14 protein-coding genes are annotated in these 17,565 nt (G+C 71.4%); 9 read left to right on the top strand and 5 right to left on the bottom strand.

The annotated features are described in order from the left end of the window. The first annotated feature begins 6 nt into the window (after window positions 1-6). The 4 genes from ACQEV8_RS35010 to ACQEV8_RS34995 all read left to right on the top strand — a co-directional run bounded on the left by ACQEV8_RS35010 (window position 7) and on the right by ACQEV8_RS34995 (window position 5,641). Window positions 7-2,874 (top strand): glycoside hydrolase family 2 TIM barrel-domain containing protein, encoded by a 2,868-nt coding sequence (locus ACQEV8_RS35010; protein WP_432968504.1) that lies wholly within the window; start codon window positions 7-9, stop codon window positions 2,872-2,874. Window positions 2,875-3,032: 158 nt separating this feature from the next. Then, window positions 3,033-4,028 (top strand): ABC transporter ATP-binding protein, encoded by a 996-nt coding sequence (locus ACQEV8_RS35005; RefSeq protein WP_432968501.1) that lies wholly within the window; start codon window positions 3,033-3,035, stop codon window positions 4,026-4,028. A 1-nt stretch (window position 4,029) separates the two neighbouring features. Beyond that, the gene (locus tag ACQEV8_RS35000) at window positions 4,030-4,833 is read left to right on the top strand and encodes an ABC-2 family transporter protein (protein WP_432968494.1); all 804 of its coding nucleotides are present in this window, start codon (window positions 4,030-4,032) and stop codon (window positions 4,831-4,833) included. Between the two features lies 1 nt (window position 4,834). Further along, a complete protein-coding gene (locus ACQEV8_RS34995; protein WP_432968491.1) occupies window positions 4,835-5,641 on the top strand; it encodes an ABC transporter permease in 807 nt (268 codons plus the stop codon). On the opposite strand, the gene ACQEV8_RS34990 is transcribed toward ACQEV8_RS34995, so the two are convergent. Further along, complete coding sequence (locus ACQEV8_RS34990; RefSeq protein WP_432968488.1) at window positions 5,631-6,926, bottom strand: MFS transporter; 1,296 nt, start codon at window positions 6,924-6,926, stop codon at window positions 5,631-5,633. The genes ACQEV8_RS34995 and ACQEV8_RS34990 overlap by 11 nt on opposite strands. Between ACQEV8_RS34990 and ACQEV8_RS34985 the strand changes: the two genes are divergently transcribed. From ACQEV8_RS34985 to ACQEV8_RS34975, 3 genes are all read left to right on the top strand, one after another. After that, entirely contained in the window at window positions 6,925-7,920 is a 996-nt protein-coding gene (locus tag ACQEV8_RS34985; RefSeq protein WP_432968485.1) for an endo-1,4-beta-xylanase, read from the top strand. The two genes, ACQEV8_RS34990 and ACQEV8_RS34985, sit on opposite strands and share 2 nt — an antisense overlap. A 139-nt stretch (window positions 7,921-8,059) precedes the next feature. Continuing rightward, window positions 8,060-8,827 carry a hypothetical protein gene (locus tag ACQEV8_RS34980; RefSeq protein WP_432968482.1) on the top strand — a complete coding sequence of 256 codons (768 nt, stop codon included), beginning with the start codon at window positions 8,060-8,062 and terminating at the stop codon, window positions 8,825-8,827. A 115-nt stretch (window positions 8,828-8,942) separates the two neighbouring features. Further along, window positions 8,943-10,262, top strand: coding sequence for a jacalin-like lectin (locus ACQEV8_RS34975; protein WP_432968479.1), 1,320 nt, complete (start codon window positions 8,943-8,945; stop codon window positions 10,260-10,262). Window positions 10,263-10,289: 27 nt separating this feature from the next. On the opposite strand, the gene ACQEV8_RS34970 is transcribed toward ACQEV8_RS34975, so the two are convergent. From ACQEV8_RS34970 to ACQEV8_RS34960, 3 genes are read right to left on the bottom strand one after another with little or no spacing between them, the layout of a single operon-like run. Next, entirely contained in the window at window positions 10,290-11,543 is a 1,254-nt protein-coding gene (locus ACQEV8_RS34970; protein WP_432968476.1) for a patatin-like phospholipase family protein, read from the bottom strand. Beyond that, complete coding sequence (locus ACQEV8_RS34965) at window positions 11,540-12,619, bottom strand: ComEC/Rec2 family competence protein (RefSeq protein ID WP_432968473.1); 1,080 nt, start codon at window positions 12,617-12,619, stop codon at window positions 11,540-11,542. Before ACQEV8_RS34965 ends, ACQEV8_RS34970 begins: the two co-directional genes overlap by 4 nt. 30 nt (window positions 12,620-12,649) lie before the next feature. After that, complete coding sequence (locus tag ACQEV8_RS34960; protein WP_432968470.1) at window positions 12,650-14,407, bottom strand: S8 family serine peptidase; 1,758 nt, start codon at window positions 14,405-14,407, stop codon at window positions 12,650-12,652. A gap of 206 nt (window positions 14,408-14,613) precedes the next feature. Here ACQEV8_RS34960 and ACQEV8_RS34955 point away from each other — a divergent pair, with 206 nt between their 5' ends. Then, window positions 14,614-15,204: a TetR/AcrR family transcriptional regulator gene (locus ACQEV8_RS34955; protein WP_432968467.1), complete on the top strand. Its 591-nt coding sequence runs from the start codon at window positions 14,614-14,616 to the stop codon at window positions 15,202-15,204. Continuing rightward, the gene (locus ACQEV8_RS34950) at window positions 15,197-16,171 is read left to right on the top strand and encodes an aminoglycoside phosphotransferase family protein (protein WP_432968464.1); all 975 of its coding nucleotides are present in this window, start codon (window positions 15,197-15,199) and stop codon (window positions 16,169-16,171) included. The genes ACQEV8_RS34955 and ACQEV8_RS34950 overlap by 8 nt, the downstream gene beginning before the upstream one ends. A gap of 129 nt (window positions 16,172-16,300) precedes the next feature. Here ACQEV8_RS34950 and ACQEV8_RS34945 read toward each other — a convergent pair whose 3' ends face one another. Continuing rightward, window positions 16,301-17,536 carry an IS701 family transposase gene (locus ACQEV8_RS34945; RefSeq protein ID WP_432960765.1) on the bottom strand — a complete coding sequence of 412 codons (1,236 nt, stop codon included), beginning with the start codon at window positions 17,534-17,536 and terminating at the stop codon, window positions 16,301-16,303. Window positions 17,537-17,565: the final 29 nt, after the last annotated feature.

The raw sequence follows: 17,565 nt of genomic DNA, 5'->3' as shown, positions 1-17,565 counted from the left end.
AGACCGATGTCTTTCCGCACCACCGCCGACTACGTCGAGGACGTCTCCCCGGGGAGCGGGGCCCTTCCGGCCCGCGCCTGGTACGCGTCCTCGGACGCCACGTCCCTGTCGCTGAACGGCAGCTGGCGCTTCCGGCTGTCGGGCACCGTCGACGCCGAGGACGACTCGTTCGCCGAGGAGGGCTACGACGCCCAGGGCTGGGCCGAGGTCACGGTCCCCGGGCACTGGGTCCTCCAGGGCGACGGGGCGTTCGGGTCCCCGATCTACACCAACCACCTCTACCCCTTCCCGGTGGACCCGCCGCACGTCCCGACGGAGAACCCGACCGGTGACCATCTGCGCGTCTTCGACCTGCCGTCGGACTGGCCGTCGGACGGCGGGGCGGTGCTGCGGTTCGACGGCGTCGAGTCCTGTGCCCGCCTCTGGCTGAACGGCACGGAGCTCGGCGAGTTCAAGGGCTCCCGGCTGGCGCACGAGTTCGCGGTGGGGCATCTGCTGAAGCCGGGCGGCAACGTCCTGGCGGTGCGGGTGCACCAGTGGTCGGCGGGCTCGTACCTGGAGGACCAGGACCAGTGGTGGCTGCCGGGCATCTTCCGCGACGTGACGTTGCTGCACCGCCCGGCGGGCAGCGTGGGCGACTTCTTCGTGCACGCGTCGTACGACCACACCACCGGCGAGGGCACCCTGCGCGTCGACTCCGACGTCGAGGGGCGGGTGACCGTCCCGGCGCTGGACATCGATGTCGCGACGGGTGACACGGTGACGGTCGCGGTCGCGCCGTGGACCGCCGAGACCCCGAAGCTGTACGACGGTGTGCTGGCCACCGAGGGCGAGCGGGTGCCGCTGCGGATCGGTTTCCGTACGGTCGTCCTGGAGGACGGCCTGATCAAGGTCAACGGGAAGGCCGTCCTCTTCAAGGGCGTCAACCGGCACGAGTGGCACCCTACGACGGGCCGCGCGCTCGACCTGGAGACCATGCGCGAGGACGTGCTGCTGATGAAGCGGCACAACCTCAACGCCGTGCGCACCTCGCACTACCCGCCGCACCCGGCCTTCCTGGACCTGTGCGACGAGTACGGGCTGTGGGTCATCGACGAGTGCGACCTGGAGACCCACGGCTTCGTCGAGCAGGACTGGCGGGACAACCCGGTCGACGACGACCGCTGGACCCCGGCCCTGCTGGACCGTGCGGAGCGGATGGTCGAGCGGGACAAGAATCACCCGTCCGTCGTGTTCTGGTCGCTGGGCAACGAGGCCGGCACCGGGCGCGGGCTCACCGCGATGGCCGAGTGGATCCACGACCGCGACCCCGAGCGGCTGGTGCACTACGAGGGCGACTGGAACTGCCGCGACACGGACGTGTACTCGCGGATGTACGCATTCCACGACGAGGTCGACAAGATCGGGCAGCGGCTCGACGGAGGCACCGGCAAGCGCCGGGAACTGCCCTTCATCCAGTGCGAGTACGGGCACGCGATGGGCAACGGCCCGGGTGGACTCGCCGACTACCAGGAGCTGTTCGAGAAGCACGAGCGGCTCCAGGGCGGCTTCATCTGGGAGTGGATCGACCACGGCGTCAAGCACGCCGAGCTGGGTTACGCCTACGGCGGTGACTTCGGCGAGGAGCTACACGACGGCAACTTCGTCTGCGACGGGCTGGTCTTCCCGGACCGGACGCCGTCGCCGGGCCTGATCGAGTACAAGAAGGTCATCGAGCCGGTCCGCATCGAGGGCGACGGCGCCAACGGCATCGTGCGGATCACCAACAAGCAGGACTTCGCCGACCTGTCGGCGCTGGCCTTCGAGTGGTCGTGCCAGGTGGACGGCGAGACCGTCGAGTCGGGTTCGCTGGCGGTGCCGGCGCTGGCGCCGGGCGAGACCGCCGAGGTGAAGCTGCCGGAGCCGCCCGCGGACGGCCGGGGCGGCGAACGCCAGTGGACGGTGCGGGCCCTGCTCGCCGACGACACGCTCTGGGCTCCGAAGGACCATGTCGTGGCCTGGGGGCAGTTCGCCGTGGGGGCCCGGCCGCTGCCGTCCTTCCCCGCGAGCGACCGGCCCGTGGCCGGCACGGACCGGATCACCCTCGGTCCCGCCGAGTTCGACCCCCGTACCGGCGCCCTGCGCTCGATCGGCGGCGTCAGGGTCGGCGCGGCACCGCGGCTGGACGTGTGGCGGGCGCCGACCGACAACGACGACGGCGCGGAATGGCAGACCGACACCCGCTACGGGATGCTGTGGCGCACGCTCGGCCTGCACCGTATGCGCCACCGGCTGGTCTCGGTCGAGGCGGGGGACGACGCGCTGACGGTCCGGACCCGGGTGGCACCTGCGGCCCGCGAGGTCGGTCTGGACACGGTGTACCGCTGGACGTCCGACGGGGAGCGGCTGCGGCTGACCGTGTCCGTGACCCCCGAGGGCGACTGGACGGTGCCGCTGCCCCGGCTCGGTGTCCGCTTCGGGCTCCCCGAGGCCGACCGGGTGGAGTGGTTCGGCGGAGGGCCCGGCGAGGCCTACCCGGACACCAGGACGGCGTCGATGGTCGGCCGTTGGCAGGCTTCGGTGGACGAGCTGCAGACGCCGTACGTGCGTCCGCAGGAGAACGGCGCCCGCCCCGACGTCCGCTGGGTGGAGCTCGGCGGGCTGCGGATCGAGGGCGACCCGGAGTTCTGGTTCACCGCGCGGCGCTGGACGACCGAGCAGCTCGAGGCGGCCCGGCACCGCACCGACCTCACGGCCGGCGACACGGTGTGGGTCAACCTCGACCACGGTCAGCACGGCATCGGCTCGCAGTCGTGCGGCCCGGGCCCGCTGCCGCGGTACTTCCTGAAGGCGGAGCCGGCGGAGTTCTCGTTCGTGTTCTCGACCAACGGGTGACTCGGCCGCCGGGCGAGAAGAACGTCAGGTAAGAAGCCGATTAATCGATTGACCAATTGATCGACATTCCGACAGTGTCGGGGCGTCAACCGCGGCCGGTCGGCCCTCGAAGCCGACCGGCCGCGTCTGTGTTCATCGCATGAAAGCGGGTGGGTCGATTGAGTGTCGCCATCGAGGTCCGCGGACTGTCCCGGACCTTTCACACCACCGTCCGCCGCCCCGGATTCCTGGGCGCCGTCCGCTCACTGGTCAACCCCGAGCGGGTGGCCAAGCACGCCGTCGCCGACATCACCTTCGACGTGGCCGCGGGCGAGCTCCTCGCCCTGCTCGGCCCGAACGGCGCCGGCAAGTCCACCACGATCAAGATACTGACCGGCATCCTCACGCCCACCTCCGGCGAGGCCCGGGTCGCGGGCGTCGTGCCGTACCGGGAGCGGGAGCGCAACGCCCGGAACGTCGGTGCGGTGTTCGGGCAGCGCACCCAGCTGTGGTGGGACCTGCCGGTGCGCGAGTCGTTCGCGATCCTGCGGGACATCTACGAGGTGCCGAAGGCCGAACACGCCGCCCGGCTGAAGGAGTTCGACGAGATCCTGGACCTGTCGTCCTTCTGGGACACCCGGGTCCGCCATCTCTCCCTCGGCCAGCGGGTGCGCAGCGATCTGGCCGCCGCCCTGCTGCACGATCCGCCGGTGGTCTTCCTCGACGAGCCGACCATCGGGATGGACGTGGTGGTCAAGGAGCAGGTGCGGGAGTTCCTGCGCCACCAGGTGGAGCAGCGCGGCCGTACGGTCCTGCTGACCACGCACGACATGACGGAGGTCGAGCGGCTCGCCGAGCGGGTGGTGCTCGTCAACCACGGCCGGCTGATGCTGGACGGCGGCCTCGACGAGATCCGCCGCAAGTTCGGCTCCACCTGGCAGGTGCGGGCCACCCTCGCCGACCCGCACGCCGAGGTTCTGCCGCCGCCCGGCACCGCGCTCCTGCGGCACAGCGGCGCGCAGGTCGTCTTCGGCCCCGACGGGCCCGGCGCACCCACCGTCCACCAGGCCCTCAAGGCGGTGATCGAGCGGTACGAGGTGACCGACATCGCCCTGGACGAGGCGGACCTGGAGGACGTGATGCGGGCCGCGTACGCGCATGCCGGGGAGGTCTGACATGGCCGTGCTGCACGCCTGGCGCGCCGCCCGCGTCACTCCCCTGGGTGAGCTGAACGCCCCGCCCCGGATGACGGCCGTCGCCCTGCGGCTGGCCGTACAGGTGGTCCTGGTCTGGTCGCTGTGGCGCGGCCTGTACGCGCACTCCGGCACGACCGCCGGCCTGAGCCGCGACCAGGCCGTCACCTACGCCGTGCTGGCCGTACTGGCGTCCCGGTTGCGGGAGCTGGACCAGTACACGGGCCGGGACACGGTCCTCCAGCACATGCACTTCGGCACCATCGTCTACTGGTACCTGCGCCCGCTGCCGCCGCAGCGCTACTACGCCCTGCGGGCCGCCGGCGAGCAGCTGTACGGGCTCGCGTGGGCGCTGACCGGGTACGTGGTCTGCCTGGCCACCGGGCTCGTCGAGCCGCCCCGATCGGCAGCCGTGGCCGGGGTGTTCGGCTTGAGCATGCTGCTGGGCCAGTGGGTCCTGTACTACGTGATGCTCACGCTCGACCAGTTGTGCTTCTGGACGATCCGCAACAACGCCGCGATGCTCATCCTGCTGTTCGCGCAGAACCTGCTGTCCGGGGTGTACGCGCCGCTGTGGTTCTTCCCGGACTGGTTCGTGACGATGAGCGCCTTCCTGCCCTTCCAGGCCACGCTGAGCGTGCCGCTGTCGCTGTACGTGGGCCGGATCCCGCTGTCCGACGCGGCCTTCCAGCTCTCCGTCCAGGCCGCCTGGGTCGTGGCGCTGGCGTTGTTCACCCGGCTGCTGTGGCGGCGGGCCGCCCGGCGCGTGATCTCGCAGGGAGGCTGAGATGTCCTTGAGAGCTCTGCGGATCGTGTGGCGCGTCACCGCGCTCAACTTCCGCGCGCAGATGGAGTACCGCACCGAGTTCCTGCTGATGATCGCGATCGGGGCGATCTGGCAGGTGTCGGTGATCGTGTTCGCCACGGTGCTGCTGACCCGGTTCGCCGGGATGGGCGGCTGGGACAGCTCGGACGTGCTGCTCATCCCGGCGACGCGCATGCTGGCACACGGACTGTTCGTACTGCTCCTGGGGCGGGTGCACTTCGCCGGCCGGCAGATCCAGGAGGGCCGCGTCGACATCTACCTGATGCGTCCGATGCCGGTGCACCGGCAGATGCAGCTGGCCTACTTCCCCACCAACGCCATCGGGGACCTCACGGTCGCGGCGGGCCTGATGGTCGGCGCGCTGTCCCGCAGCGACCTGGACTGGACGGCCGGCCGGGTCACGTACCTGATCGCGGCCGTGCTGGGCGGCATGCTCCTGGAGGCGGCCCTGTTCACGGTCGTGGCCGGCGCTGCCCTGCGCTTCCCGGCCGCGGACTACTGGGGCCGCTGGCTGGAGGAACTCCTCGGCACGTTCGGCAGCTACCCGCTGAACGTCCTGCCCAAGGCGGTGGGCGGCTTCCTGACCTACGGCCTCCCGCTCGCGTTCGTCGCCTTCTTCCCGGCGGCGGTACTGACCGGGCACGGGCATACGACCGGTGTGCCGTACTGGCTGGCGGCGGCCTCACCGCTGCTCGGGCTGCTGGCGTATCTGGGGGCGCGGCTGCTGTGGCGGTGGAGCCTGCGGCATTACAGCGGGGTCAACGGCTGACGGTCCGGCCCGACCCGCGGACCGGGGTGAACAGGGCGGCCACGGCGAGCAGGACGCAGGTCGCTCCGGCGGCCAGGGCGACCGGCGTCGTGCCCTGTTCCTCCGCGGCCCAGGTCAGCACGGCGGCGCCGATCGGTGCCGCCGCGTAGTGCAGGGTCCAGAACGCGGACGTGACCCGGCCCAGGAGGTGTTCCGGGGTCACCTCCTGGCGCAGCGACATCGAGCAGGTGCCTCCCATGGCGGCGCAGGCGAGGAAGGCGGCACACAGGGCCGCGACCACGGGCACGTCACGGGCCCAGCCGAGACCGGCGAAGGCGAGCCCGCAGCCCGCGACCGAGCCGGTCCACGTCAGCCCGAAGCCGAGGCGTCGGCGGACCCTGGCCACGAGCAGGGCACCGGCGATGGTGCCGAGCGCGCCGGCCGCCATGACGGTGCCGACCGTGCCGTCGTCATGGCCGAGGTCGTGCTTGAGGTGGTAGATGACCAGGTCGTGAATCCCGAGGGTGAGGAAGCTGAAGACGAACAGCAGGACCGTGAGCGAGCGCAGCACGGGGTGGCCGTGGAGGAAGGCGACGCCGGTGCGCAGGTCCTGCCACAGGCCGGTGCGCTTGCCCGGCTGTTCGTCCGGGGCGCGCCTGCGGAACCGTACGAAGAACAGGAGCGCCGCCGACACACCGAAGCTGGCCGCGTTCACGCCGACGGCCGCGGCCGGGCCGGACCAGGCGGCGACCAGCCCGGCGCACAGCGGCCCCAGCACCCCCGCGCCGGCGGCCGTGGCGTTCAACCGGCCGTTGGCCTCGGTGAGTTGCCCGGTGCCTACCAGGCCGCGTACGACGGTGACGTAGCCGACCGCGAACAGCATGCCGACGGCCTCGCACAGCGGCAGCACCACGTACAGCAGCCAGATCTGCGGGCCGAACAGCCACACCAGTGGGATCGCCCCGTACAGCCCCAGGCGCACGAGGTCGCACGAGATGAGCAGCCGGCGCCGGTCCACCCGGTCCACCACCGCCCCGGCGAACACGGCCGCGAGGACCGAAGCCGCCCCGCCCACGGCGGTCAGCAGCCCCATCCGCGCGACCGAGCCCGTGGCCTCCAGGACCAGCAGGGGCAGGGCGATCAGGGCGAAAGAGTCGCCGAGGACGGAGAGGGTCTGCGCGGTCCAGAAGATCCCGAAGTCCCGCTGCCGCCACAGCGGGCGGGTGCCGCGTAAGCCGTCGTCGCCGGCGTCCGAGGGCGAGCCGTTGCCGGGCTCGTCCTCGCGCCGCGCCGCCTCGTGCGTCATGCGCCCTCCCCGGTCGCCGGTGCACGGCAACCTTACGGCCGGCCGCGGCGACTGGGGGGATGTCGCACCCGCGTCCCCACCCCACAGGAGGAGCGGTGCCGCACTCCGCAACAGGCCACCGCCAGTCACCACCGTCCTGAACCGGGAGTTCAACTCGGTGACTGCGGAGAACGCCATGAAGTGGGACGCGCTGGAGCCGAGCCGGAACAGCTACAACTGGGCCGCCGCCGACCGGCTGGTCAACCACGCCGCCGCCCACAACCAGGGCGTACGGGGCCACACCCTGGTCTGGCACTACCAGAATCCGTCCTGGCCGGCCAACGGCAACTTCTCGGCGTCCGAGCTCAACACGATCCTCAGGAAGCACATCGACACCGCCCTCGGCCGCTACAAGGGCAAGATCTACGCCTGGGACGTCGTCAACGAGGCGTTCAACGAGGACGGCTCGATGCGGAACTCGCTCTGGCAGGGCAAGCTCGGCTCGGGGTACGTCGCCAACGCGCTGCGCTGGGGGCACGCGGCCGACCCGAGCCCCAAGCTGTACATCAACGACTACAACATCGAGGCGGACAACGCGAAGAGCGACGGCCTCTACAACCTGGCGCGGCAACTCCTCGCGCAGGGCGTGCCGTTGCACGGCATCGGCTTCCAGGCCCATTTCGTCGTCGGCCGGCTGCCGTCCTCGATGAAGGCGAACCTGAAGCGCTTCTCCGACCTCGGTCTCGAGGTGTCGATCACCGAACTCGACGTCCGCATCCCCATGCCGGCGTCGTCGGCCGAGCTGGCCCAGCAGTCCACCGACTACAAGACGGCCACGGAGAACTGCCTGGGCGTGCCGCGCTGTGCGGGCGTCACGGTGTGGGGCATCACCGACAAGTACTCCTGGGTGCCGGGCACGTTCAGCGGCTACGGCGCGGCTCTGCCGTACAACGGGAGCTACGGGGCGAAGCCGGCGTACCAGGGGCTGTCGGACGGGCTCAATCCGCAGGCGTAAGGCGAAAAACGTTACCGCTGGGCGGTGCGGGCGGGCTATCGTCCGCACCGTGAGCTGATCTCTCCCGCGGTGCCCCCAGGACACCGCAGACGCGCAACGCACTCCGTTTGCCGTGCCCGTCCCACAGGGAGAGATCACCATGCACATCGTCCTGGGCGACACCCCAGACGACACACTCGCGGCCTTCACCGCCCGGGCGGCCGAGGACCCCGGGGTCGCGGGGCTGGTCCTCAGCGGCTCCCGGGTCCACGAGGGCATGCCGACCGTCCACTCGGACTACGACCTGCACGTGATCCTCCGGGACCGGCAGGCCTCCGCACTCACCGAGCTGGACTGGTTCCGGTCCGCCCACCTCGACCTGGTCGTCATCCCGCTGGCGGAGTTCCGGACCCGCGGCATGCCCGGCCGGCCCGACCACTTCGCGCGCTACTCCTATGTCCACGCGGAGGTACTGCTCGACCGGCTCGACGGGGCTGTCGCCCGGATCCTCGACGAGAAGCGGAGGCTGGGCGCCGAAGAGGCCCGGGCCGCGGCCGAGGGCTGGCTCGACGCCTACGTCAACCAGACCTACCGCTCCCTGAAGAGCTACCGCGACGGCCACCCGGCCATGGGCCACCTGGACGCCGCCGAGTCCGTGCCGTACGCCCTGGAGGTGCTCTTCGCGCTGCACTGCCGGGTCCGGCCCTACAACAAGTACCTGCGGTGGGAGCTGGAGCGGAGCCCGCTGGGCGACCGGCGGTGGGAAGCGGACCGGCTTCTGCCCGTCGTGGAACGCCTGCTCGCCGACGGCGACCCTGACACGCAGCGTGCGCTCTTCGCCGGCATCGAGGGGGCGTCACGGCGGGCCGGGCACGGCGGAGTGCTCGACTCCTGGGGTACGGACCTGGAGCTGTTGCGGGCCTCCTGACGTGGAGCGTCTTCAACTGTTTCCCCTACTCCTCTTGCGCCACAAGGGCGTTGCCCTCGAACCTGAGCACCGTTCACCTTCTCCCCCGCTCTCCTCCCCGACCGGAGACACCCCCATGAAGAGACTGATCGGCACGCTCATGGCCGCCGCCCTGGCAGTCACGGGCCTGACCACCACCGCCGCGGCACCCGCCGTCGCCGCGGACTCCGGCTCCTTCAACGTGCTCACCTACAACGTCGCGGGCCTGCCCGAGGGCCTGAGCTCCGGCAGTCCGGAGAAGAACACCCCGCTGATCTCCCCCCGCCTCGGGGCGTACGACATCGTCAACGTGCAGGAGGACTTCAACTACCACGCCACCCTGTACGCGGGCGACGACCACTCCCACCGCACCGCGACCAGCGGCGGTGTCCCCTTCGGCGACGGGCTCAACACCCTCTCGGACCACCCCTTCGAGGACTTCCAGCGGGTGAAGTGGAACAAGTGCACCGGCACCAACTGCCTCACCCCCAAGGGCTTCTCGCTGGCCCGGGTCCGGCTCGCCGAGGGCGTCTTCCTGGACCTCTACAACGTGCACACGAACGCGGACGCCACGGACGACGCCCTCGCCGCCCGCCGGGCCAACGTCGAGCAGCTCTCCGACTTCATCCAGGCGAACTCGGCGGGCAACGCGGTGATCGTCATGGGCGACACGAACACGCGGTACACGCGCTCCGGCGACAACATCCGCACCCTGCTGAGCGAGAACGGCCTCACCGACGCGTGGGTCCAGCGGGTGAAGGGCGGGACACCCCCGGCCCAGGGCAGTGACGCGCTCGTCTGCCCCACGACAGCGCCCACGAACGACTGCGAGGTCGTGGACAAGGTCCTCTACCGCGGCAGCAGGCTGCTCAGCCTGAACGCGACCCGCTACAGCAACGAGTGGGCGTCCTTCCTCGACCCGGCCGGTGCCAACCTGTCCGACCACTTCCCGCACGCGGTCGACTTCTCCTACACACTCGACTCCTCCCTGCGCGCGAGCGACTTCTTCGGCGGCCCGCACGGCACGGCCTTCAACGACGCGGACGAACTGCCGGCGGCCCCGGCGCCTCGCACACTGACCCTGCGCGGCAGCGCCCGCCTGGACGCGGTGTCCCTGACCCATGACGGCGGTACGACGCTCAGCCACGGCGGCACGGGCGGCACGGCGACGTCCCTGACGCTGGCGGCCGGTGAGCACCTGACCTCGGTGAAGCTCACGCAGGGCCAGAAGGACGGCCGGACACGCCTGTTCTCCGCGGCGTTCACGACCGACAAGGGGCGCACCTTGTCCGCCGGTGCCGCCACGGCCGACGCCAAGACCTTCACGGCCCCCGCCGGCCGGCAGATCGTGGGCTTCACGGGCCGGGCGGGAGACGAGGTCGACAAGCTGGGAGTGGTGTACGCGCCGATCCGCTGAGTCAGCGTGGCGGTGGGCGCAGGGCCGTCAGGTCGGCCGGCAGCAGCTCCGGGTGGTACGTCGCCAGGGCCGCGCCGCCGAGCCACCAGCCGCGGTGGACCAGGGCCCGGCACAGGCCCGGGTCGAGACGGTCGAAGACGGTCGGGACGAGGGCCAGGTGCCGGTTGCCGAAGGCGGGGTGTTCGGCGAAGGCCGCGCGCCAGCGGCGCAGGGCGTCCGGGCCGTCGGCCGGGAAGTCGGTGGAGAGCTGGACGAGGACGCCGCGGCGGGCACCGCGCGGCAGTTCGCCGTCCGGGCCCGCCGCCCTCGCCTCCTCGAAGCGGTCGACGACTTCCCGGGTCCGCAGCGTGGTGCTCTGCCGGTACAGCAGGGAGTTGGCCCGGGCCAGGTCGCGGACGACGGGGACGCGCCCGTACAGACCGGGCCGCAGCAGCCCCCGGCGTTGAGGACGCACAGGAGGGTGTGGCGGTAGCGGTCCCCGTCGATGGCCTCCAGGCCGGTGTTGTCGTACGTACCGCCGTCGAGCAGCGCGGGCGGGTGGGTGGCGCACGGGAAGGGGCGTCGGTCGAGGACGACGGGCGGGAAGGCGCCGGGCACCGCCGCGGAGGCCGACACGGCCCGGCTCAGCCGCAGCCCCGAGCCGGCGGTGGGGACGAGGCCGATGGTGTAGTCGCCGTAGACGTCGCGTTCGAAGGTGAAGCGGGCACCGGTGGTCAGGTTGGCCGCGTTGACGATCCAGCGCACCTGCGGGTCCAGCCGGTCCAGTTCGGCCTTCTCGAAGAACCACTCGTCGAGACGCCTGGCCAGGAGGTCCGTGCGGGTCGTGGGACCGAGGGTCCGCCACAGGCCGCGCAGGAGGGCACGCTTGAGGGAGCGGGAGGAAATACGGTCGACGACGGGTGCGATGACGAGTTCGTCCACGGCACGCGCGGTGAAGCCCTCCTGCCGCAGCGCGGGCCAGGCCGTGGCCAGGCAGCCGTTGGCGATCGAACCGCCGGACACGGAGGAGGAGTAGCGCAGCCGGGACAGCAGCCCGGTGTCGGCCAGCAGCCGGACGAAGCCCAGCGCGGCGAGGGTGGCGCGGAATCCTCCGCCGGACATCGCGAGCGCGACCGGGTGGGCCGTGGCGGGCGGTTCGGCCGGGCGGAGGGTGTCACCGCAGGGGCGGGCCGTGAGGCCGGTGCCGACGGCGGGCGAGTCGACGAGCCATCCCGGAGCGGCGGGCGTCACGGTCCCGGCCGGGGGCGCGGACTGGGCGAGGGCGTGCCGGGCGGAGGTCATGGCCGGTCTCCGATCGTGACGACGAGTGCCTGCTCGGCGGGCTCCCGGACGTCCACGCCGAAGGCGTGGCCCTCGCTCAGCCGCGTCAGTTCCTCCTCGGCGAACGGGATGTGGTTGGTCAGGTGGATGACGTACTCGTCGTCGGGTGCCCGGGACTCGACGAGCCAGCGCAGGGTGTCCTCGTTCGGGTGGTGGTGGCGGATGCCGTCGGCGGAGACGACGTAGTGGTCGGCCCGCACCTGCTCGAAGAAGCCGGCTTCCACGTTGCGGTCGCTGCCGTGGTGCGGCAGCTTCAGCAGATCGACGTGCAGCGGTTCCGAGTCGTCGAGCAGGCCGAGACCGCGCAGCCCGGCCAGGACGTGGTCGCCGCGGGCGTCGCCGGTGAGCAGCGCGGTGCGGCCGTCGTGGCGCAGCAGCAGGACGATGCTGGAGAGGTTCTGCACCGACGAGTCGGAGTACGACGCCGTGATGACGTCGGGGTCGTCGCGCTGTTTCGCCTTGCGCCAGCGTTCCTCCAGTTCCTCCAGCGCCGCTTCGTCGGGCGCGACGACCGTGACGTCCAGGTCGGCGAGGGTGGCCTCGGCGCCCTCGGTGAGCGGTCCGCCGAACGGGGTGTTGCCGTCGAGGTGCAGCGCGGTGGCCGCGTTGCGGATGTCGCGTCCCTGCCGGTAGCTGGCGGCGACCGCCGCGTCGGTGGCGGCTCGTTCGAGGAGCGGCTTGACGGAGGCGCTCAGCCCGGGGGCGCGCTTGTCGACGAGTTCCTCCACGGAGTTGAACCACAGGGCGTCCACCGCGTACGGCAGGGCGTCCCCGTCCTGCTGGGCCTGCCGCATGTCGCGGAAGAGCCGTACGAGCCCGCCGGCGTGGTCGTCGTCCACGTGGGACAGGCACACGACGTCGAGGTGCGGCGGGGCGTCGCCGCCGGCCGTCGCGAGCTGCTGGAGCCGGCCGCGGAGCGTGGCCCGGTAGACGCCGACGGGACCGCCGTCGACGAGCATGACCCGCTCGTCGGGTGCGCCCCAGCGGACGAGGAAGCAGTCGCCGTGCCGGGCGTCGAGGAAATCGAAGGTATACATGTCAACCTGCCTGGCTGGTGGTTCGGTTCGTCAGACGGACTGCACGGCACGCAGCACGTCGACGAGCCCATGGCCCTGGAAATGGCGTTCACGGGCGAGGTCGGTCGCGGTGGCGCAGAGGATCTCCTTCACGCGTTCCGGGCGGCCGAGCAACTCCCGGTGGCGGGCGAGCAGCATGGCGGCGGCTCCGCTGACATGGGCGGCCGCCTGGCTGGTCCCGTGCATGGCGGAGATGCCCTCGCCGGGGATGGGGCCGTCGATGTCCTCCCCCGGCGCCACCAGGTCGGGCTTGAGCCGCCCGTCGCCGGTGGGGCCCCGGCTGGAGAAGTAGCTGACGCCGTGGCGGTGCGGGTTGCTGCGGTGGGTGGAGCCGACGGTGATGACGGAGTCCGCGTTGCCGGGGTCGGAGATGCTGATGTCCCGGTAGTCGGCGCCCACGGTGTGCGCGGTGCCGCCGGCGAACCCCGCGTTCCCGGCCGCGGTGACGACCACGACTCCCGACCGGGTCAGGCGGTCGCACTCGACGCACACGGGTGTCCACCCGGTGGAGTGGCTGGCGACGTCGTGCGGGACGGACAGGCTGATGTTGACCCCGGCGACGATGAACCGCCCGGCCTGCTCGTTGATGTGACGGATCGCCTGGAGCGCGGTGACGATGGAGAACTCGTCGCCGCCCCCTTCGTCGTCGAGGACCCGGAAGTCGTAGAGCCGGATGCGTGGGCAGATGCCGCGGAAGTCCAGCTCCGGCCACCAGCCGCCGATGATGCCGGCGATGTGGGTGCCGTGCTGGTCGCCGGGCGGTGGCCGGGCGGGCTGCCCCGGGGACGGAGTGGTCTCGACGGACGGCAGCGCCGCCGTCCAGTTGACGAGGCCTCCCACGAGGACGTCGGCGGAGAGCTTTTCCCGAACGCCGGTGAAGTCGAAGGAGCGGGCGATGCGTGTCTCCAGCGGCTGCGGCGTCGGGCCGGTGGTGTCCCAGTCCTGAAAAGCGGGATGCCGCGCGTCGATGCCGCTGTCGACCACCGCCCATCCGATGGTGGCGGTGTCGACCGAGAAGACCTGCTCCGCCGCGTCGGCCTTGATCGTCCGTCGGGACCGTACGACAGCGCGGGTCGCCGGCCGGTTCGTCGTCACGGAGACGATCGGGTACTTCTGCCTGCGGTCGGCCACGCGCCCGACGGCGGTGTGCGGCCCGCGCACCGGGGTGGTGTCCACGACGACGTCGTTCAGCATGTCGACGAGCACGCCGGTCACCTCCTGTTCCCGGGTCATGCTCCGGGCCAGGTCCGGCCGGGCGTTCTCCACGACGCGGTGCAGCAGCCTCAGGAGCCAGGTGAGATGACGGCCGCGCTCCTGCCGGCGCTCCATGCTGTCGTGGATCTCGCTGGTGGCGGGGGTCCTGACGTGTCCGGCGAGGGCCGCCTCGATGCCGTCCGCGCCGCCGGTCCCGGCGAGTTCACGGGCGACACGCACCGCGCCGGCGAGACTCGTCAGGGGCAGCAGGTCGCCGACGAGTTCCTTCAGGGTCAACCGCGCCGCCACGAAGCTGCCGGCGGCGATCGGACGGCACTTCTCCATCAGCCCGCGGCTCTGGAACCGGTCCAGCACCCGCTCGACGCCGTACTCCTCACGGATCGCGAGGATCAGATCCTGCCGCCCCTCCGAGGACGGCCGCGGCGGCTGGGCGAACGCCAGCCACACATCGAACTGGACGGGGCAGTAGGTGGCCCAGAGGACAGGTACGGGTCCCTCCCCATAGAACACCGCTGCGAGATCGGCTCGGTCCATGTGGATTCCCGGTGCGCTGTGCGTACCCCCGCGCGAGGCGGCGGGAGACGCGATGGCGGCTGAGGGCCTGCTCTCATTTTCCGCCCTGGTCATGGGCACTGCAACCGCTGGGCGTCGGGCTACGATCACCGTGCGTCTGTGGGACCTTCACTCGGACGCGGCATCACCGTCCTGGCCCTCTTCGAGAGGTAACACCCAAAACCCCCATGCCCAGAGCCGGCCTCACTCCCGACCGCCTCGTCGCGGCCGCAGCCGACCTCGCCGACGAGGCCGGCTTCGAGCGTGTCACCCTGTCCGCGCTGGCGCGGCGCTTCGGTGTGAAGGACGCCAGCCTGTACACCCACGTCCGGAACCTCAAGGACCTGCGTGCCCGCCTGGCCCTCTTCGCGGGCGGCGAGATGATCGACCGGATCGCGGCGGCCGTCGAGGGGCGGGAACCCGGCCGGGACACGCTCGCCGCCTTCGCCGGTGCCTACCGGGCCTACGCCCTGGAACACCCGGGCAGGTACGCGGCGACCCAGATCCCGGTCGACCAGGACCTCCTCGGCGACTCCCCCGCGATGCGCCGCACGGCCGACGTCACCTACGGCATGCTCCGCGCCTACGGCCTGGAGGAACCCGACCTCACGGACGCCGTGCGCCTGCTGCGCAGCACCTTCCACGGCTACTGCGCCCTGGAGTCCAACGGCGCCTTCGGCGCGCCCCGTGACGTACAGGCGTCCTGGGACCGGGCCATCGACGCCCTGCACGCGCTGCTGCGGAACTGGCCCCGCGAGGAGAGGAATCCCGATGCGTGACACCGCCGACTCGATAGCCGAGATCTACTCGCTCGGCGCCGGCCCCTGGGCGATGACGCCCGTCACCCGGGGCGCCCTCGGCCAGATCTGGAAGCTCACCGGGAACGGCCGGTCCTGGGCCGTGAAGGAGCTCCTCTTCGGCTGCGACGAAGCCCAAGTGCGACGCGAGGCCGCCTTGAGGGACTCAGCGGAACGCCTCGGCATCGCCTCGCCCCGGCTCCACCCCGCCCGGAACGGCGCGCACGTCTCCCGCCTCGACTCCCCGGGCGGCGGCTCCTGGGTGAAGCTGTACGACTGGGTCGACGGCACCCGGGCGGACGCCTCCGACCCGGACGTCCTGGACTGGTTCGGCCGGACCATGGCGCTGCTGCACCGGGCCGGGGAGAGCGCCGTGGACACCCCGGGCGACTGGTACGAGCGGTGTCCTGACGACGCCGAGTGGGAGGACGTGCTCAAGAAGGTGCGGGACGCCGGCCTGCCCTGGTCGGACGAGCTCGGCGGCTTCGTCGCCACGGCGGCTCCCCCGCTGGCCCACTGGGTCGCCCCGTCGGAATCGCGCGGCCTCGTGACCTCGCACCTCGACCTCCAGCCCCAGAACGTCCTGGTCGGTCCGGACGGGCCGGTCCTCCTCGACTGGGACAACGCGGGGCCGGTCTCGGCGGAACGGGAGTTCGCCCGGGCCCTCTACGTCTGGTCGGGCGGCAACGAGGTGGACATCGAGGCCGCCCGGCGGCTGGCACGTGCCTACCGCGGTGCCGGGGGCCCGGCCGTCATCACCGGCCCGGATTCGTTCTCGATGCTCTTCGCGACGGCTCTCAACTATGTCCATGTGCAGGCCGAGACGGCCGTCGATCCCGCTGTGACCGACGCGCAACGCGTGTTCGCGGGTGAGCAGGCCGTCACCTTCCTGCGCGGCGTGCCGGACCTGGCCGCGGTCGCCCTCCTGGTCGCCGCGCTCGACACCTAGTAGTGCTTCGTTAGGTTCTGGGCTGTCTGTGGCTTCTTCGGGGGTTGGGCAGGGGGCGTCCGCAGGTGGTGCAGGTACCGGTCCAGCACCTCAGCAGGTCCTGAAGAACGTCGAGGACCTGATAGAGGGTCAGGCCGGTGTGCGGACTTTTGGGTCGAGCCGCCTGAGGGTGAGGAACGCCTGGGCGGCGGTGACCAGGGTGACGTGGTGGTGCCAGCCGCGCCAGGTGCGGCCCTCGAAGTGGTCCAGTCCCAGGCCATGCTTGAGCTCGCGGTAATCGTGCTCGATCCGCCAGCGCATCTTGGCCCACCGCACCAGGTCAGCGGCCGGTGTGGTGGCGGGCAGATTCGATATCCAGTAGTCCGTCGGAGTGTCCTGGCCGTCTGGCCACTCGACGAGGAGTGTCTGGACGGGCAGGACACCGTCCCACTGGTTGCGGCCGCCGCCCGCCGCCTGGGCTGCGGCCAGGGACTGCTTGCCCGCGGGCCGCACTGCCAGCACCGCGAACCGCGAAGTCATCGCGCTTTTGCTGCCCTGCCTCCAGGTCACCTCGGTGAACCGCTCCGCACCCGCCTCCGCTGCGAGGACGGAAACGGCTCGCGGCGAGGTGCGGTAGCGGGCAAGGGTGGGCGGTCCGAGCCCGCCATAAGCAGGCTGGTGCGGCTCGGTATTCTCCGGGTGAGCGACTTCCTTCCCGTTCAGGGCCAGAACATAGGACAGCCCTCGCTCCTCAAGGCCGAGCCGGAAGGGGGTGCTGACGCCGTATCCGGCGTCGGCGACCACGACCGGCGCCTTCAACTGCCAGTTGGCGAGTGTGTCCAGTAGACCGAGCGCGAGGCGCCACTTCTCCTGGTGCACCACGTCGTCGGGGACTCCTGCTCTGCGGCATCGGTCCGGCTCGTCCGTCCATTCACGCGGCAGATACAACTGCCACTGCAACGGGCACGAGGCGGTGTCGGTGGCGGCATGGACACTGACCGCGACCTGGCAGTTCGCCCGTTTGCCGAGTGCTCCGCAGTACTGGCGGGCCACCCCCACCGACGCCTTGCCGCACTTGGGCAACGACACATCGTCGATCACCCACACCTCGGGCCTGACAACTTTGGACAGCCGCTCGGCGATCCGCCGCCGCACCGGTAACGGGTCCCACGGCGACTGATTCACGAACTGCTGCAGGGCCTGCATGTTCCCGTCCGGCAGACGCTCGGCCATCGGCTGGATCGACTTGCGCCGGCCATCGAGCATCAGGCCCCGCAGATAGCACTCACCCCACCGCCGCTGATCCCGCCGCGGAAACGACCCGAACACATCGGCAACGAACTCCGACAACTCACCCCGGAGCCGTTCCACCTCCCCCAACTTCACCCTGGGAGGCTGCCCACAACCAGCCGAGA

It is taken from the genome of Streptomyces sp. CA-179760, from assembly GCF_050937045.1.
GTDB lineage: Bacteria > Actinomycetota > Actinomycetes > Streptomycetales > Streptomycetaceae > Streptomyces.
Note: the sequence above shows the minus strand (reverse complement) of the source record. Positions and strands in the feature narration are given on the sequence as shown.

Coding starts and splice junctions, on each gene's coding strand:
- ACQEV8_RS35010 (WP_432968504.1), top strand. CDS start 7: ATGTCTTTCCGCACCACCGCCGACTACGTCGAGGACGTCTCCCCGGGG.
- ACQEV8_RS35000 (WP_432968494.1), top strand. CDS start 4,030: ATGGCCGTGCTGCACGCCTGGCGCGCCGCCCGCGTCACTCCCCTGGGT.
- ACQEV8_RS34995 (WP_432968491.1), top strand. CDS start 4,835: ATGTCCTTGAGAGCTCTGCGGATCGTGTGGCGCGTCACCGCGCTCAAC.
- ACQEV8_RS34985 (WP_432968485.1), top strand. CDS start 6,925: ATGCGCCCTCCCCGGTCGCCGGTGCACGGCAACCTTACGGCCGGCCGC.
- ACQEV8_RS34990 (WP_432968488.1), bottom strand. CDS start 6,926: ATGACGCACGAGGCGGCGCGGCGCGAGGACGAGCCCGGCAACGGCTCG.
- ACQEV8_RS34980 (WP_432968482.1), top strand. CDS start 8,060: ATGCACATCGTCCTGGGCGACACCCCAGACGACACACTCGCGGCCTTC.
- ACQEV8_RS34975 (WP_432968479.1), top strand. CDS start 8,943: ATGAAGAGACTGATCGGCACGCTCATGGCCGCCGCCCTGGCAGTCACG.
- ACQEV8_RS34970 (WP_432968476.1), bottom strand. CDS start 11,543: ATGACCTCCGCCCGGCACGCCCTCGCCCAGTCCGCGCCCCCGGCCGGG.
- ACQEV8_RS34965 (WP_432968473.1), bottom strand. CDS start 12,619: ATGTATACCTTCGATTTCCTCGACGCCCGGCACGGCGACTGCTTCCTC.
- ACQEV8_RS34960 (WP_432968470.1), bottom strand. CDS start 14,407: ATGGACCGAGCCGATCTCGCAGCGGTGTTCTATGGGGAGGGACCCGTA.
- ACQEV8_RS34955 (WP_432968467.1), top strand. CDS start 14,614: ATGCCCAGAGCCGGCCTCACTCCCGACCGCCTCGTCGCGGCCGCAGCC.
- ACQEV8_RS34950 (WP_432968464.1), top strand. CDS start 15,197: ATGCGTGACACCGCCGACTCGATAGCCGAGATCTACTCGCTCGGCGCC.